This window comes from Streptomyces sp. NPDC031274, assembly GCF_055570235.1.
Genome location: NZ_JBVIHP010000012.1, coordinates 118,604 through 134,762 on the forward strand (window position 1 = coordinate 118,604; position 16,159 = coordinate 134,762).

Sequence of the window (16,159 nt, forward strand, 5' to 3'; positions counted from 1 at the left end):
GAGACAATCAGGTGCGGTGCGCAGACACCTTGCAGGCTAGCCCTCGGAGGTGTACGTCACGAAGTCGGTCCACGCGGTTGCGGGGAACGCGAGTCGGGGCCCCCGGGTGTCCTTGGAGTCGCGGACGTGGATCGTTCCGGGGGTGGTTGCCACCTCGACGCAGTCGTTCACATCGCTGCTGCTGCTGTAGCTGCTCTTGAACCACTCAAGCTCGGACGCGTCCCCGGCGCTGGCCTTGCGGATCATGTCTCAGTCTCTCCCAGCACTTGCTCGATGAAGACCAGAGACTCCCCTGGCGGGAGAGCCTGGGCCCGGATCATGCCATACCGCAACTCCAGGATGCGGAGCTGTTTCGGGTCAGAGACCGGGCGTCCGCAAAATGCCCCGTCGGAGCGCCCCACCGCTGTACCGTCTCCGAACTTCAACACCTCGATCAAGCCGTCCATTCCGGCGTGTTCTTTGCGGTCGGTGGGCATCGCCTGGAGAGTGACGTTCCGCAACTTCGCTACACCCAGCAGCCGTTCGAGCTGGCGGCGCCAGACCATTCTGCCTCCGAGCGGGCGCCGTAGCGTCACCTCTTCAAGGACGAAGCTGAGCGCAGGAGCGGGTGACCGTTCGAAGATGGATTGCCGACCCAGGCGCGCTGCCAGACCCCGTTCCAGTATGTCTGGGGTGTATGCGGGTTGCTGCATGTCGAACAACGCCCGCATGTACTCCTCCGTCTGAAGCAGTCCATGCAGATTGTGGTTGCTGTACAGCAGAACCTCGACCGCCCGCTCCTCCAGCTTCGCCAACTCCCTTACTTTCTTGGGGTATCGGGCCTTGGCCATCTCCTCCCTCATCGCGGAGATGAACCCTCTTGCCCCCAGTACCTCATCCGCCTTGTCCAAGTACTCCGGCCGAGGAATCCGCGCCCCGCGCTCGACCTTCCGCACCAGGTCCTCGCCGTACTGGATCGCGTCGGCGAACTCGGCCGCACTCAACCCGGCGGCCTCCCGCCACCGCTTCTGTTGCCGCCCGAGCGCCTCGACCACCGAGGCGATCTCGTCCTCCGGGTCGACGTCCCAGCCGGGGTCGTCCACCGTGCCCACGGGTCCCGAACTGCCTTTGCCGCTGTCCGCGTTCATGCGCGCCCACCTCCGACGTACCGTGCCTGCCCAACGCGCACTTGTACCCCGCCGTCACCCAGGACAGCCGGGACAAGCCGGGACAACGACCGGACAGTCCCCGTACGTGCGCACGGGGCAGCTTCGGGCCGCCGTATCGAGGTTTTCGCGACCCGGTTGCCCAACATTCGGGCGTACCCGACATCAAAAATCAAAGCCCTCAGGGAGAGAACCCACCCAACCGCCCCCAGCCCCCACGGCTTTCCCAGCAGGCCCGGTCACCCGTAAGAGTGGACCACCCCAACTCAACTGGCGCATATGCCGGTTCACGATGCAGGCTCAGCCCAACAGCGACACAACCCCATACATGCGACGGCCCCCGCCGGGACGCCAATCCCAATGCGAGGGCCTGACCACCGAGGAAGAGGCAACTTCCCGATGGCTGATCAGCAGCTTAACGCGCCCGCGTGCGCGTCACCCCTCGTTCCCACCAGCGGCATCCGGCACATCAATCGCCGCCACCCCGACCGTTTCACCGTGGTCGGAAACCACCTCACCCAGCACCGTGAGCTCTCCCTGACGGCCATCGGCCTCGCGACCCACATCCAGTCGCTCCCCACCGGCGCCAAGGTGACCATCAAATGCCTTACGGGCCGCTTCCCCGAGGGGGAAGTCCGTATCGCAAGCGCCCTTCGCGAACTCGAAAAGCACGGCTACCTCACCCGTACCCGTGAGCGCCTGCCGTCCGGCTGCGTCATCACCCGCACGGTCTCGTACAACAACCCGGCGGCAATGAAGCGCAGGCCAGAGGAGGACGAGCCCACAGCCCCGCAGCTGCGGAGCCCGAGGCCGCTCGCACCCGATAAGCCCGCGCCACCCGCCAGCACCACACCCCTCCCTCTCCCCGCCCCCGGTGCCCCCGACCTCGCCCACCACCGCACCGCGACCACCCTCCTCACCGACCTGCGGCGTCACGACCCGCGCCTCCTGCTCGCCGAACGTGACATCCGCCGCCTCGCCCCAGCCGTCGCCGCCTGGCTGGAGCGCGATGTCGCTGCTGAGGACGTACGCCGTACTCTCACCGCGGCACTGCCGGAGGAGCCGATTCACCGTCCGGCCGCATTTCTCGCGCACCGGCTCGCCGCGCTCCTGCCGCCACCGCTCCCGGCCTCGCCCATCGAGCCGCACCGTCCAGATCCACTCCAGAACTGCGACCACTGCGACCGAGCCTTCCGCGCCCCGGAGCCAGGCCACTGTCCGCCTTGCGGAACCGGCATGACCAGCGGCGTGGCCGTCAGCAAGGAGGACTGACCCGCGCGGTCAGACTGACCCGCGCGGTTCAGCCCCGTACCTGTACCCCTACGGCGCGCTGACGATCGCCTCGCGCAGCGACGTCGTCGCCCGCACCCGGTACTCCTGGATCGCCCACCCATTGCCGTCCGGGTCCTTGAAGTACATGAACGTGCCGCCGTCCTGCGGTGCGTGGGCCACCGGCTCGGAGATCTCCAGGCCCCGCGCGGTCAGCTCCGCGTGCGCGGCCTTCGCGTCGGCGACGCAGAGCTGGAGGCCCTGGTAGGAACCGGGGGCCGGGGTGGGGCCTTCCACCATCGTGTCCCAGAGGGTGTCGGTGAGGGCGATGGAGCAGCCGGAGCCCGGCGGGGTCAGCTGGACGATGCGCATGCCCGGCATGACCTCCTGGTCGATGTCGACGTGGAAGCCGAGCTTGTCCCGGTAGAAATCCTTCGCCCGGTCGACGTCACTGACGGGGAGCGGGATCACCTCGAGTGTGTATTCCATGGGCCGAGTACATCAGGGCGCCGGGCCCCTGTCAGCGTGAACGGCGGCGTCCGCTCCGGGTTCCCCGCGCGCCCGCACGCCCTCACACGAAGCGCCACCGCGTCTGGCTGAACGGCTCGCCCTTGCCGAAGCCGAAGGCGGTGCGGGGGGCCACCTCGAAGACGTACGCGTGCCCGGGACCGTGGTGGAAGCAGCCGTCCCGCACCTCGTAGTGCCAGAAGCTGCCGTACTTCTCCTCCCACGCCACCGCCAGGCGCCGCAGCCTGTCCTCGTCGGTGATCCGGACCGCGGCGCCCTCGACGACCAGGTCATAGCCCTTGTCCCAGAGGTTGACGCCCGTGGTCAGCACGGTCTCGGGGTTGGCCGCCACGTTCCGTGCCTTGCGCTCCTCGGGGCCCGTGCAGAAGTGCAGCGCGCCGTCCAGCCAGACCGCGGGCAGCGGTGTGACGTGCGGGCGGCCGTCGGGGCGTACGGTCGAGATCCAGAAGAGCTCGGCACCCTTGAGCTGCCGCAGCGCGTCGGGCCACGGGGTGGCGACGGCACCCGCACTGCTGTACCGGGCATCCAGTTCCGTACGAGGTTCCTTGCTCGGCATGGTGCGCCTCCAGGCGTCGACAGCGGTGCTCCCGTCCAAGGATGGACCGCGCACGCGGGCAGAACTCATCGGTCAGGCCGTAGGCTCGAGCCAGGAGTGATCGAATGGAGGCGCGGGGATGACGGTGCCGCAAGGGCGCAGAAGCAGTACGTTCACGCGGCTGCTGCGGCATGGCTTCACTGATCCGTCCGCCGCCGAGCGGCTCCTCGGCGCTCCCGAGCTGTCCTCGGTGCGGACCGACCCGGTGCTCCTTGACGCCCTGAGCGCCGCCGCCGACCCGGACCTGGCCCTTCTCGGCCTCCTGCGTCTGGTCGAGGGCCAGCCCGACGACATCAGCCGCCGGGAGCTGCTCGACACCCTGGTCAGCGCCAAGCCGCTGCGTGACCGGCTGCTCGGCGTGCTCGGCGCGTCCGAGGCCCTGGCCGACCACCTCGCCCGGCACCCCGGCGACTGGCGGGCCCTGGCCACGTACGAGCTGGCCGACCTGCACCCCGGCGTCGAGGAGTTCGAGCGCGGCCTCGAGGATGCCACCGACCTGGACATGCTCCGCGTCTCCTACCGCCGCTGCCTGCTCGCCATAGCGGCACGTGACGTCTGCGGCACGACGGACGTCGCCGAGGCGGCGGCCGAGCTCGCGGACCTCGCGACGGCGACCCTGCGCGCCGCGCTCACCATGGCCGAGACGGCGGCCCCTGCGGACGCCGCGCAGTGCAGGCTCGCGGTCATCGCGATGGGCAAGTGCGGTGGCCACGAGCTGAACTACGTGTCGGACGTCGACGTCATCTTCGTCGGTGAGGCGGTGGACGGCGCCGAGGAGGGCGAGGCGATCCAGGCCGCCACCCGGCTCGCCTCGCACATGATGCGGATCTGCTCGGAGACCACGGTCGAGGGCACCATCTGGCCGGTCGACGCCAACCTCCGCCCGGAGGGCCGCAACGGCCCCCTGGTGCGCACCCTCAGCAGCCACCTCGCCTACTACCAGCGCTGGGCCAAGACCTGGGAGTTCCAGGCGCTGCTCAAGGCCCGCCCGGTCGCCGGGGACCTGACACTCGGCGAGGAGTACGTCGCCACGCTCGCGCCCCTCGTCTGGCACGCGGCCGAGCGCGACAACTTCGTGCCCGACGTGCAGAAGATGCGCCGCCGGGTGGTGGCGAACATCCCGGCGGGCGAGGTCGACCGCGAGGTGAAGCTGGGCCCGGGTGGTCTGCGGGACGTCGAATTCGCCGTACAGCTGCTGCAGTTGGTGCACGGCCGCGGTGACACCTCGATCCGCAGCGGCTCGACCCTGGTGGCCCTGGAGGCGCTCGCCGCCGGCGGTTACGTGGGACGCGTGGACGCGGTGCAGCTCGACGACGCGTACCGCTTCCTGCGTTCCCTGGAGCACCGCATCCAGCTGTTCAAGATGCGGCGCACCCACCTGATCCCCGAGGACGACGCGGACCTGCGGCGCATCGGCCGTTCCCTGGGCATGCGGACGGAACCGATCACGGAGCTGAACCGTGCGTGGAAGCGGCACACCTCGGTCGTACGCCGCCTGCACGAGAAGCTCTTCTACCGTCCGCTCCTGGACGCTGTCGCTCAACTCGCCCCCGTCGAAACCCGGTTGAGCACGGAGGCGGCCCGCGCGCGCCTGGTGGCCCTCGGCTACCACGACCCCGCCGCCGCCCTGCGCCACCTGGAGGCGCTGGCATCGGGCGTCACGCGCAAGGCGGCGATCCAGCGCACCCTGCTCCCCGTGCTGCTCGGCTGGTTCGCGGACTCGGCGGACCCCGACGCGGGCCTCCTGAACTTCCGCAAGGTGTCCGACGCGCTCGGCAAGACCCCCTGGTATCTGAGGCTCCTGCGCGACGAGGGCGCGGCGGCCGAGAACCTGGCCCGCGTCCTGTCCGCCGGACGTCTGGCCCCCGACCTCCTCCTGCGCGCCCCCGAAGCGGTGGCCCTCCTCGGCGACCTGCGAGGCCTCGAACCGCGCGACCACGCCCACCTGGAACAGGAGACCCTGGCGGCGGTGGGCCGCGCGGACGGCGCCGAGAAGGCGGTGACGGCGGCACGAGGCGTCCGCCGCCGCGAGCTGTTCCGCACGACGGCGGCGGACATCATCGGCTCGTACGGCACGGAGGAGAGCCCCGCGGCGGCCGACCCCGGCGCGCTCCTCGACCGGGTGGGCGACGCGGTCTCCGACCTCACGGCGGTGACGATCGCGGGGACGCTGCGCGCGGTGGTCCGCGAAGGCTGGGGCGACACGCTGCCGGTGCGGTTCGCGGTGATCGGCATGGGTCGCTTCGGCGGTCACGAACTGGGCTACGGCTCGGACGCGGACGTCCTCTTCGTCCACGAGCCGCGCGAGGGCGTCGGGGACCACGAGGCGGCGAAGGCAGCGGCCCAGGTGGTCTCGGAGATGCGCAGACTCCTCCAACTCCCGAGCGCGGACCCGCCGTTGCTGATCGACGCGGACCTGCGCCCGGAGGGCAAGAGCGGCCCGCTGGTGCGGACTCTCGCCTCGTACGAGGCCTACTACCGCCGCTGGTCCCTCGTCTGGGAGTCCCAGGCGCTGCTGCGGGCCGAACCGGTCGCGGGTGACGTGGAGTTGGGCCGTGCCTTCATCGAACTCGTGGACCCGATGCGCTACCCGGCGGAGGGCCTCGGCGAGGACGCGGTGCGCGAGATCCGCCGCCTGAAGGCCCGCATGGAGGCGGAACGCATGCCGCGCGGCGCCGACCCGACCCTCCACACCAAACTGGGCCGCGGCGGCCTCTCGGACGTCGAATGGACCGTCCAGCTCATGCAGCTGACCCACGGCTGGGCCGAACCGGGCCTGCGCACGACCCGCACCCGCCGGGCCCTCGCGGCGGCCTGCGCGGCGGAGCTGATCCCGACCGAGGACGCGGCGATCCTGGACGAGGCGTGGGTCCTGGCCGCACGGGTGCGCAACGCGGTGATGCTGGTGCGCGGCCGGGCGGGCGACACGTTCCCCTCGGACGGACGCGAACTGGCCGCGGTGGGGCGGTACTTGGGGTACGACCCCGGGCACGTGGGGGACATGCTCGACGACTACCGGCGGACCACGCGCAGGGCGCGGGCCGTGATGGAGGAGCGGTTCTACGGGGCGTAGAGCCTTGGGCGCAGGCGGTCCTCAGCCGGGGAGCGATGCCCAGAAGCGGCGTAGCACGTCCGCTCCCCGTCCGGGGTCCTGGAGCATCCAGTAGTGGGTGAGGCCGTCCAGTTCCGTCAGCCGCGCCCCCAGCCGTTCGGCCATGTCCCGGTCCTGCGCGGGCTGCGCCATGGGGTCGCCGGTCGGGGCCAGTATCAGTCCCGGGGCGGCGGCGGGGCGGTCGAAGTCCTTGCCCCAGTCGGCGTGGAAGTTGGGCCAGGCCGAGCGGTAGAGCGCCAGGATGGCGGCGCTCATCTCCTCGTCGTGGACCTCGTCGATCTCCTTCGCGAGGTCGGCGCCCAGACCCCGTGGGCGAAGGAGGTCGCCGAAGGTGGGGCCGCTGCTCGTGGGTGACTTGCGCAGTCCGGCGAGCGACTCCTCGCCCTCCGGGCTCTTCTGCCAGTAGGTGGCCGCCTCGTGCCACTGGTAGTCGGGGTGCCAGCCGTGGGCGACGTCGGACACCCAGCTGCGTACCGGCACGTCGTAGGCGGAGACGACCCGCATCGCGAGGTGGGCGCCCCAGTCATGGCCGACGACGTCAACTGGCCCTTCGATGGCGCGCAGTTCGTCGGCGAGCCAGGCCGCGTACGTCTCCTTGTCCCGCACGTGGGCCGGGCGGGGGCTGCCGAAGCCGGGCAGCCGGAGGGCCACGGTGGGCTGCTCGATCCGTTGCCGGATGTCATTCCAGATGGTCGGTGTCTCCGGCACTCCGTGCACGAATACGACGGTCATGGCTGCTCCTGCTGTGGCGAAGTGGATTAGCTATCCACTTGACCGTAGCATCAACCTGATAACCTATCCACCTAGCATCGTGAGGGACGAGGAAGAACGTGAGGGAGGCAGAATGAGGGCCGACGCCGTACGGAACAGGCAGCGGATCTTCGACGAGGCCCACGCTGCCGTCACGGCCGGGGAGATCACGCTCACCCTCAACGAGCTCGCGCACCGGTCCGGCGTAGGGGTCGGGACGGTCTACCGGCTCTTCCCGACCCAGCGGGCGATGCTGGAGGCCATCCTGGAGGACTCGGTACGCACCCTCGTCGGCGTGGCGACCGAGGCGGAGCGGCAGTCGGAGCCCGTCCAGGCCCTCATCGGTTTCCTCCATGCCGCGCTCTCGGCGGCCCTCGCCCAGCCCGGCCTCATCGACATCCTGATCACCGAGACCGACGAGACTGACTCCCTGCGCCAGGCCAAGGGCGAACTGGGCGCAGCCGCTTCCCGCCTGCTCGCACGTATCGACCCGGAGCCCGCGCTCACCGGCGAGAACCTGCTGAAGCTCCTGTGCGGACTGATCCACGCCGTCAACGAGCACCCGGCGGACCGGCGGCCCGCCGCGACCGACGCCTACCTCCGCATCCTCCAGGCCGGCCTCACGTCAAGCCCTGCCCCGTAGACGCCCTGCGTGATCAACGGCCGTCGCGCGGCGGCAGGCACCGCACCTGCTTGCCGAAGGCTCCGCCTTCAGCGTGGGGCCCGGCGCCCGGGGCGAGTTCCTCGGTGGGGTGGCCGGGGCCTGACGAACACGCCCACCGCCACCCGTGACAGCCGGAGCAGGGCTCCGCTCAGGCCTCGGCCTTGGTCGACCGCGGCGGAGCCTCGTCCTCCCGCACCGCCACCTCACGCGTCAGCCGGTACGGCATCGCCCCGTACCAGAGCCGCGCCACCGCGAACCCGAACGCCAGGCAGATCATGCCGCCCACCGCGTCCAGCCAGAAGTGGTTGGCGGTGGCCACGATCACGATCAGGGTCGCCGTGGGGTAGAGCAGGCCGAGTACCCTCACCCACGGCACCGAGGCCAGGGCGAAGATCGTCAGGCCGCACCACAGGGACCAGCCGATGTGCATCGACGGCATCGCCGCGTACTGGTTCGACATGTGCTTGAGGTCGCCGGAGGCCATGGAGCCCCAGGTCTGGTGGACGAGGACCGTGTCGATGAAGTCGTGGCCGTTCATCAGGCGCGGGGGAGCGAGGGGGTACAGGTAGTAGCCGAGCAGGGCCACGGCCGTCGTCGCGAAGAGTGCCGTGCGCGTCGCCGCGTAGCGTCCCGGATGCTTGCGGAACAGCCAGATCAGGACGCCGAGCGTCACCACGAAGTGCAGTGTCGCGTAGTAGTAGTTCATGCCGACGATCAGCCAAGTCACCGAGTCCAGCGCGTGGTTGACGCTCTGCTCCACGGCGATCCCGAGGTGCTGCTCGACCTTCCAGAGCCAGTCGGCGTTGTGCAGGGCCTGTGACTTCTGTTCCGGCACCGCGTTGCGGACCAGGGAGTACGTCCAATAACTGACCGCGATCAGCAGGATCTCGAACCAGAGCCGAGGGCGGCGTGGCGCGCGAAGACGACGCAGGAGATTGCGCCCATTGCGGTCATCCTGCTCGCCCGCGATGGGTGATGCGGTGGGCCGCTGCTGGCCTTCCAGTGTGGTCACAGTCATCTCACCCATAGGCACAGAGTCTGCCAGATACCGGCGTTCCGCCCGATCATCCCAAGGTCTGGTTCAGGCCGCATTCTCTACGCCCTACGGACGAGTGCGTCCCCGAGGGGACGAAGCTGTTGAACCCCGAACCACCAGCTCCGGCATGAAGACGAATTCGCTGTGCGGGGCGGGCGTGCCGCCGATCTCCTCCAGGAGCGTACGTACCGCTGCCTGCCCCATCGAGGGCACAGGCTTACGCACCGTGGTCAGGGGCGGATCGGTGAACGCGATCAGGGGGGAGTCGTCGAACCCCACCACCGAGATGTCGTCGGGGACCTCGAATCCGCGCTCACGCGCCGTCCGTATCGCGCCCAGGGCCATCATGTCGCTCGCGCACACGATGGCCGTGCAGCCGCGGTCCATCAGTGCGGACGCCGCGGCCTGCCCGCCCTCCAGGGTGTACAGCGAATGCTGGACCAGATCGGCCTCGATCTCCTCGGGAGTGAGGGACAGGAGGTCCTGCAGCGTGCGTACGAAACCCTCGATCTTCCGCTGTACGGGCACGAACCGCTTGGGGCCCAGGGCGAGGCCGATCCGTGTATGACCCAGGGAGACCAGATGGGTGACCGCGAGGCGCATCGCCGCCCGGTCGTCCGGTGAGATGAAGGGCGCCTGCACCTTGGGCGAGAAGCCGTCGACCAGCACGAACGGCACGCCCTGCGCGCGCAGCTGTTCATAGCGCCGCATGTCGGCGGAGGTGTCCGCGTGCAGCCCCGAGACGAAGATGATGCCGGAGACGCCGCGGTCAACGAGCATCTCCGTCAGCTCGTCCTCCGTGGAGCCGCCCGGCGTCTGGGTGGCGAGCACCGGCGTATACCCCTGCCGGGTCAGCGCCTGCCCGATGACCTGGGCGAGCGCGGGGAATATCGGGTTCTCCAGCTCCGGCGTGATCAGGCCGACCAGACCCGCGCTGCGCCGGCGAAGGCGCACCGGGCGTTCGTAGCCCAGCACGTCGAGTGCGGCAAGCACTGACTGGCGGGTGGCCCCGGCGACGCCGGGCTTGCCGTTGAGCACGCGGCTGACCGTCGCTTCGCTGACCCCCGCCTGCGCTGCGATGTCGGCCAGTCGCGCGGTCACAGGATTGGACTGTACCGGTCACATCTCAGGCTGCCCACCAGACCGTTGAATCTGCCGGGAGGTTCGTTCCGGTGGCGCCGGGCGTCGTGTCCGCGCTGGACAGGAGCACGGTGCCGGGGGTGGGGACCGTGACGGGTGCGGAGCCCAGGTTCACCGTGCAGACGAACGTGCCCCCTGCCGTGGCCCGGCGGAACGACAGCACGCCCGCGGGAGCGTCGAGCCACTCCACGTCGCGGCCCGCGCCGAGCGCCGGGTGCTCGCGGCGCACGGCGAGCGCACGGCGGTAGAACTCCAGGGTCGACGCGGGGTCGCCCTCCTGGGCCTCGACCGTGAGGTCCTTCCACCCCGCGGGCTGCGGCAGCCAGCTCGGGCCGCCCTCGACCGGTCCGAAGCCGAACGGTGCCCGCTGTCCGGACCACGGCAGCGGCACCCGGCACCCGTCCCGCGTCCCGTCCTGCCCGGTGCTGCGGAAGAACGCCGGATCCTGGCGCACCTCGTCCGGCAGCTCGGTCACCTCGGGCAGGCCCAGCTCCTCGCCCTGGTAGAGGTACGCCGATCCGGGCAGCGCCAGCATCAGCAGAGTGGCCGCCTTCGCCCGGCGCAGGCCGCGCGCCGCGTCGCCGTCGGCGAGGCGGGTGCGGTGGCGTACGACGTCGTGGTTGGAGAGCACCCATGTGGCGGGCCCCTGAACGGCGTTCATCGCGGCGAGGGAGCGGTCGATGACGGCACGCAGCGCAGCCGCGTCCCAACCGGTCGTCAGATACTCGAAGTTGAAGGCCTGGTGCAGCTCGTCCGGGCGCAGATACCGCGCGCTGCGCTCCACCGTGGGCGTCCACGCCTCCGCGACGGCGATCCGCTCGCCCGCGTACTCCTGAAGGATCCGCCGCCAAGCGCGGTAGATCTCGTGCACGCCGTCCTGGTCGAAGTAGGGGACGGCCTGTCTGCCGAGCAGCCTCACCTGCTTCTCGTGGCCGATGTCGGGCAGGTTCGCCGCCTTGACCAGGCCGTGGGCCACGTCGATGCGGAAGCCGTCGACGCCGAGGTCGAGCCAGAAGCGCAGGATGGAGTGGAACTCCTCGTGCACCGCCGGGTGTTCCCAGTTGAAGTCGGGCTGCTCGGGCGCGAAGAGGTGGAGGTACCACTGGCCGTCCGCGACCCGCGTCCAGGCCGGGCCGCCGAAAATGGACTCCCAGTCGTTGGGCGGCAGCTCACCGTCCGCGCCCTTCCCCGGCCGGAAGTGGAAGCGTTCGCGCGACGCCGACCCCGGGCCCTCGTGCAGCGCACGCTTGAACCACTCGTGCTGGTCCGAGCAGTGGTTGGGCACCACGTCGACGATCACGCGAAGGCCGAGGGCGTGGGCTTCCCGCACGAGGGCGGTGGCGTCCGGCAGGGTGCCGAACATGGGGTCCACCGCGCGGTAGTCGGCCACGTCGTACCCGGCGTCGGCCTGCGGGGACGCGTAGAAGGGGGAGAGCCAGACGGCATCCACGCCGAGCCGCTTCAGATGGGGGAGACGGGCCGTGACGCCCGGCAGGTCGCCCATGCCGTCGCCGTTCTGGTCGGCGAAGCTGCGCGGATAGACCTGATAGATGACGGCGTCGTGCCACCACTCGCGGCGCGCGGAGTCGTCGGACGAGGCGTCGGCGGCAGGGGCGGCGGTGACGTGCTGGGTCATGAAGTCCCTCAGTGGTCGGGGGATGTGCGGCTCTGGGGTGAACGCCCCGCGCCGGGGGAAGGTCACGAAGACCGCGTACCGCGATGTGCTGAGGGCCTGTGCGAACGGGGCCGCATTCGCCTCCGTACGGAGGGCGAGGCGCGATGGACCCGGCCTCTCCCGCTGCGGGGACGTGAGGGGGTGCCGGCGGCCGTGGCCATGGGGTGCGCGGCGCTCTCGCCGTCCCCCCTCGGCGCCACTCCTCAGGAGTCGAAGCAGCAGGTCACGGACGTGCCGAGCGCCTACCCCGTACACGCCGAATCAAGAGATTGTACGGGCAAGCGGGTGGCGCACGCGGCGAGTTCGGTGACCTTTACCGTTCCGGGTCGAGCTGCCGCCGTCTTCTCCCGGGGCGAGCGGCGGGGCGCTAACTTGATGAGGCAGGCACCAGTCGGCCTGCCCCGTTCCGCGCCGAGGGGTCCCGCGTGAGCGTCAAGGGCAAGCAGGTGGTCACGGTCAGCACGGTCCTGGTGGTCGACGACGTGCCCGCCAGCAGGTACGCGCTGAGCGCGGTCCTGCGCAGGGCCGGACACCGTGTGCTGCTCGCCGCGAGCGCCAGCGAGGCGCTGATCGAACTCGACGTCCGGATGCGGGCGGGGGACCTGCCCGACGTGGCGCTCGTGGACGTCGGTCTGCCCGACATGAGCGGCTACGAACTCTGCCGCCGCATGAAGCAGTTGCCTCCCATCGCCGCCCTGCCCGTCGTCCATTTCTCGGCGGCCGCCCGTCCGCCCGCCGACCGGTGCCGGGGGCTCGACGCGGGAGGCGAGTCCTATCTGACGGTGCCCGCCGAACCGGAGGAGATCCAGGCGGTCGTACGGGCCGCCGCGCGCGGAGCCCGTGGCCGCAGTGACGCCCAGTTGCGCGTCGGGCGCCTCGCGTTGCTCGCCGGGGCGATCCTGGACGTGCAGTCGGCGCGCTGCCTCGACGAGCTGGCCGACGCCGGGGCCACGGGTGCCGCGCGGCTGGCCGACGGTCCGGCCGCGGTGTTCGTGCTGGGCGAGGGCGGCGAGATCCACCGGGGGCTCTCGCGGCGCAGGGCCCCCGCTTCGCTGCCGGACTCCGGGGCGCACGAGGCGGTGGCCAGGCTGATGCGGCGCATCATGTCGGGGCGTACGGGCGTGCGCCATACCGTTGTACCGGCTCCGCTGTGGCCCGCGGGGTTCTTCCGTCCGGTGCGGGCCGTCGGGCAGTGGCGCGATGTGGCCCTGGAGGAGGCCGACCTCGTCCTGGCCCGCCTGCGCGAAGGGCGCACGCTGGTGTGCCTCGCGACACCCGCGTACCACGAGGGCCTTTCCGGCGAGACGGGGCACCTCGTCGAGCGGCTCGCCCACGCCACCGCACTGGCCGCCGAGCCCCTGCTGATGTACGAGGAGGAGCGCCACGTCGCGCTGACCCTGCAACGCAGCTTCCTGCCCTCGCAGTTGCCGGAGCTGCCCGGCACGGACGTCGTCGTCCGCTACGAACCGGCCTCGCGCCAGGCGGAGATCGGCGGGGACTTCTACGCGGGGCTTTCCACGCCCGCCGGTGTCCTGACCGGCATCGGTGATGTAGTCGGGCACTCACTCGACGCGGCCACCGTGATGGTCGAGATCCGGCACGCCCTGCGCGCGTACTGCGTCGAGGACCCCGACCCCCGCGTGCTCGCGCTGCGCCTGGACCGGATGCTGCAGCACTACCACCCGGGCGTGACCGCCACGATGTGCCTGACCCTGGTCGACCCGGTCACCGGGCGCACCCGGATCGCCAACGCGGGCCACATCCCGCCGCTCGTGGTGCGCGACGAGGGCACGGCCGCGTACGTCGACGCGAGCGGGCCGCTCATGGGCCTCGGCCTGGAGAGGCCGCGGCCGAGCGAGGTGGTCCTCGCGCGAAGTGACCGCCTGCTGATGGTCACGGACGGGCTCATCGAGACGCGCGGTACGGACCTGGCGGTGTCGATGGAGCAGCTGCGGGCGGCGGCCGCGGGAGCGCCGCGAGGCGTCGCCGACCTGTGCGACACGCTCCTCACCTGCTTCGGGCGCGACCGGGAGGACGACATCGCGCTCCTTGCGCTGCGCAGGACGGGCTGAAGCGCGGGGCGGACCGGGTTGAAGCGCTGGGCGGGACGGGCTGAGGCGCGGGGCGGTACGGGCTGCGGTGCTGGGCGGGACGGGCTGAAAGAAACAGCCGCAGACACCTGTACCCACAGGCCTACCCGTCAGTACATTGACGCCATGTCTAATACGGCCATGTCGAATCCGCAGAGCCGGGAGCCGAGGCCCGTCGCGTCCGAGCACATACCGCTCAAGGCACGCAAAGTCTCCTTCTCCTGGGAGGACACCCCGCTCCACTGGGTGCCGGGCGACCCCTTCGCCACGCACACGATCAACGTGCTGCACCTGCTGCTCCCGGCGGGCGAACGCTGGTTCGTCCACGTGTACAAGCAGGTCCTGCCGTACATCCGTGACGACCGGCTCCGCGAGGACGTGATCGGCTTCATCGGCCAGGAGGCCATGCACGCGCAGGCGCACGACGAGGTCCTGCCGCACCTCAAGGAGCAGGGCCTGGACCCCACGCCCTACACCGCCCAGGTCGACTGGCTCTTCGAGAAGATGCTCGGCGACCGGACGCTGCCGCCCGGCAAGGCCCGCAAGTGGTGGCTCATGGAGCGCGTCGCGATGATCGCCGCCATCGAGCACTACACCGCCTTCCTCGGCAACTGGGTCCTGAACGCGGACGAACTCGACCGCAGGGGCGCCGACCCGACGATGCTCGACCTGCTGCGCTGGCACGGCGCGGAAGAGGTCGAGCACCGCTCCGTCGCCTTCGAGCTCTTCATGCACGTCGACGGCAGCTACCGCCGCCGCGCCCGCACCTGGGCCACCGCCTTCACCGCCCTTGTCTTCCTCTGGCAGCGCGGCGCGCGCTTCTTCATGGAGAACGACCCGACGCTGATCGGCGGCAAGGCGTCCTTCAAGGACTTCTACCAGGGCGGAAAGAAGGGCACGCTGCCCACGACGCCGGACATGATCCGCTCCATCCCCCGCTATCTGAGCCGCGCCTACCACCCCTCCCACGAGGGCAGCACCGCACAGGCCGTCGCCTACCTCGCCTCATCCCCGGCGGCCACCGCCGCCGAGACCGCGACGGAATCGCTGCCGAAGGGAGCGCACTGACATGCCGCGCATCCGCACCGTCCTGCTCGTCACGGGCGCGGCCCTGCTCGCCAAGCGGGCCATGCGGCGGCGCATCGACGCATCCCCGCTCTGGCCGCTGCCCGCCCTGGAGGAACCGGTCTCGGGCCGCCCGCGCTCGCGCGCCCTTCGCCTGGTCGTCACCCGGCACGAGACGGTCGCCGACGGCGTCGTACAACTGCGCCTGGAGGGTGACCACTTGCCCGCCTGGGAGCCGGGCGCCCATCTGGACCTGGTCCTGCCCTCGGGCCTCGTCCGCCAGTACTCGCTGTGCGGGGACCCGGAGGACACCTCCTCGTACACCGTCGCGACCCGTCTGATCGGCGAGGAGCAGGGCGGCCGGGGCGGTTCGCGCGAGGTGCACGAGCAGCTTCGGGTGGGGTCGGAGGTGGAGGTGCGCGGCCCGCGCAACCGCTTCCCGCTGGCCGACGCCGAGGTCTACGTCTTCGTGGCGGGCGGCATCGGCATCACCCCGATCCTGCCCATGCTGCGGGCGGTCGAGGCCGCGGGCCGCGAGTGGCGGCTGCTGTACGGGGGGCGCTCCCGTGCCTCGATGCCGTTCCTGGAGGACGTGGAGAAACTGGCGGGCGCGAGGACGGGACGGCTCACGGTCGTCGCGGAGGACGAGGGCGGCCGCCCGGACCTCGCCGCGTTCCTCGCGGACCTGACCCCCTCCACCGCGGTCCACGTCTGCGGCCCCGAGGGCCTGATGGAGGCGGTGGCGGCGGCACTGCCCGCAGGAGCCGACCTGCACCTGGAGCGTTTCACGCCCCACACGTCGGCGGACGGCAACAGCGCCTTCGAGGTGGAACTGCGCCGCAGCGGGCGGATTCTCTCCGTGGCCGCCGACACCACGGTGCTCTCCGCGGTGCGCGCGGAGCTGCCCGACACCGCTTACTCCTGCGAGCAGGGTTTCTGCGGAACCTGCCAACAGCGGGTCCTGGAAGGGGAGATCGACCACCGGGACGAACTGCTCACGGATGCCGAGCGCGCCGACTCGATGCTGATCTGTGTGTCGAGGGCGAGCGGCGGCCGGATCGTGCTCGACATGTGAGAGGTGTGAACAGTT

14 protein-coding genes are annotated in these 16,159 nt (G+C 70.9%); 6 read left to right on the plus strand and 8 right to left on the minus strand.

What is annotated here, in order from left to right; translation table 11 throughout:
• Positions 1 to 36 precede the first annotated feature (36 nt).
• Both ACZ5CR_RS20575 and ACZ5CR_RS20580 read right to left on the minus strand, forming a co-directional pair.
• Positions 37 to 246, minus strand: a complete 210-nt coding sequence (locus ACZ5CR_RS20575) for a DUF397 domain-containing protein (RefSeq protein ID WP_468859402.1) — start codon at positions 244 to 246, stop codon at positions 37 to 39.
• Positions 243 to 1,127, minus strand: coding sequence for a helix-turn-helix domain-containing protein (locus tag ACZ5CR_RS20580; protein ID WP_468859404.1), 885 nt, complete (start codon positions 1,125 to 1,127; stop codon positions 243 to 245). The genes ACZ5CR_RS20575 and ACZ5CR_RS20580 overlap by 4 nt, the downstream gene beginning before the upstream one ends.
• Before the next feature lie 417 nt (positions 1,128 to 1,544).
• On the opposite strand from ACZ5CR_RS20580, the gene ACZ5CR_RS20585 reads away from it, so the two are divergent.
• Positions 1,545 to 2,417, plus strand: coding sequence for a helix-turn-helix domain-containing protein (locus ACZ5CR_RS20585; protein ID WP_468859406.1), 873 nt, complete (start codon positions 1,545 to 1,547; stop codon positions 2,415 to 2,417).
• A 48-nt stretch (positions 2,418 to 2,465) separates the two neighbouring features.
• Here the strand turns inward: ACZ5CR_RS20585 and ACZ5CR_RS20590 are convergent, their stop codons facing one another.
• Both ACZ5CR_RS20590 and ACZ5CR_RS20595 read right to left on the minus strand, forming a co-directional pair.
• Entirely contained in the window at positions 2,466 to 2,903 is a 438-nt protein-coding gene (locus ACZ5CR_RS20590) for a VOC family protein (RefSeq protein ID WP_468859408.1), read from the minus strand.
• An 82-nt stretch (positions 2,904 to 2,985) separates the two neighbouring features.
• Complete coding sequence (locus ACZ5CR_RS20595; protein WP_468859410.1) at positions 2,986 to 3,498, minus strand: pyridoxamine 5'-phosphate oxidase family protein; 513 nt, start codon at positions 3,496 to 3,498, stop codon at positions 2,986 to 2,988.
• Positions 3,499 to 3,616: 118 nt separating this feature from the next.
• On the opposite strand from ACZ5CR_RS20595, the gene ACZ5CR_RS20600 reads away from it, so the two are divergent.
• On the plus strand, positions 3,617 to 6,610 hold the full coding sequence (locus ACZ5CR_RS20600) for a bifunctional [glutamine synthetase] adenylyltransferase/[glutamine synthetase]-adenylyl-L-tyrosine phosphorylase (RefSeq protein WP_468859412.1): 2,994 nt from the start codon (positions 3,617 to 3,619) through the stop codon (positions 6,608 to 6,610).
• Between the two features lie 21 nt (positions 6,611 to 6,631).
• On the opposite strand, the gene ACZ5CR_RS20605 is transcribed toward ACZ5CR_RS20600, so the two are convergent.
• Complete coding sequence (locus tag ACZ5CR_RS20605; RefSeq protein ID WP_468859414.1) at positions 6,632 to 7,381, minus strand: alpha/beta fold hydrolase; 750 nt, start codon at positions 7,379 to 7,381, stop codon at positions 6,632 to 6,634.
• Between the two features lie 112 nt (positions 7,382 to 7,493).
• On the opposite strand from ACZ5CR_RS20605, the gene ACZ5CR_RS20610 reads away from it, so the two are divergent.
• Complete coding sequence (locus tag ACZ5CR_RS20610; RefSeq protein WP_468859416.1) at positions 7,494 to 8,042, plus strand: TetR/AcrR family transcriptional regulator; 549 nt, start codon at positions 7,494 to 7,496, stop codon at positions 8,040 to 8,042.
• Between the two features lie 169 nt (positions 8,043 to 8,211).
• Here the strand turns inward: ACZ5CR_RS20610 and ACZ5CR_RS20615 are convergent, their stop codons facing one another.
• The 3 genes from ACZ5CR_RS20615 to ACZ5CR_RS20625 form a co-directional block, all read right to left on the minus strand.
• Complete coding sequence (locus ACZ5CR_RS20615) at positions 8,212 to 9,090, minus strand: phosphatase PAP2 family protein (protein ID WP_468859418.1); 879 nt, start codon at positions 9,088 to 9,090, stop codon at positions 8,212 to 8,214.
• Between the two features lie 75 nt (positions 9,091 to 9,165).
• A complete protein-coding gene (locus ACZ5CR_RS20620) occupies positions 9,166 to 10,200 on the minus strand; it encodes a LacI family DNA-binding transcriptional regulator (RefSeq protein ID WP_468859420.1) in 1,035 nt (344 codons plus the stop codon).
• Positions 10,201 to 10,225: 25 nt separating this feature from the next.
• Positions 10,226 to 11,875 carry a glycoside hydrolase family 13 protein gene (locus ACZ5CR_RS20625; RefSeq protein WP_468859422.1) on the minus strand — a complete coding sequence of 550 codons (1,650 nt, stop codon included), beginning with the start codon at positions 11,873 to 11,875 and terminating at the stop codon, positions 10,226 to 10,228.
• Between the two features lie 464 nt (positions 11,876 to 12,339).
• Here ACZ5CR_RS20625 and ACZ5CR_RS20630 point away from each other — a divergent pair, with 464 nt between their 5' ends.
• The 3 genes from ACZ5CR_RS20630 to ACZ5CR_RS20640 all read left to right on the plus strand — a co-directional run bounded on the left by ACZ5CR_RS20630 (position 12,340) and on the right by ACZ5CR_RS20640 (position 16,144).
• Positions 12,340 to 13,986 carry a SpoIIE family protein phosphatase gene (locus tag ACZ5CR_RS20630; RefSeq protein WP_468859424.1) on the plus strand — a complete coding sequence of 549 codons (1,647 nt, stop codon included), beginning with the start codon at positions 12,340 to 12,342 and terminating at the stop codon, positions 13,984 to 13,986.
• 159 nt (positions 13,987 to 14,145) lie between these two features.
• Entirely contained in the window at positions 14,146 to 15,072 is a 927-nt protein-coding gene (locus ACZ5CR_RS20635; protein WP_468859604.1) for a metal-dependent hydrolase, read from the plus strand.
• 1 nt (position 15,073) lies between these two features.
• Positions 15,074 to 16,144 carry a PDR/VanB family oxidoreductase gene (locus ACZ5CR_RS20640; RefSeq protein WP_468859426.1) on the plus strand — a complete coding sequence of 357 codons (1,071 nt, stop codon included), beginning with the start codon at positions 15,074 to 15,076 and terminating at the stop codon, positions 16,142 to 16,144.
• Positions 16,145 to 16,159: the final 15 nt, after the last annotated feature.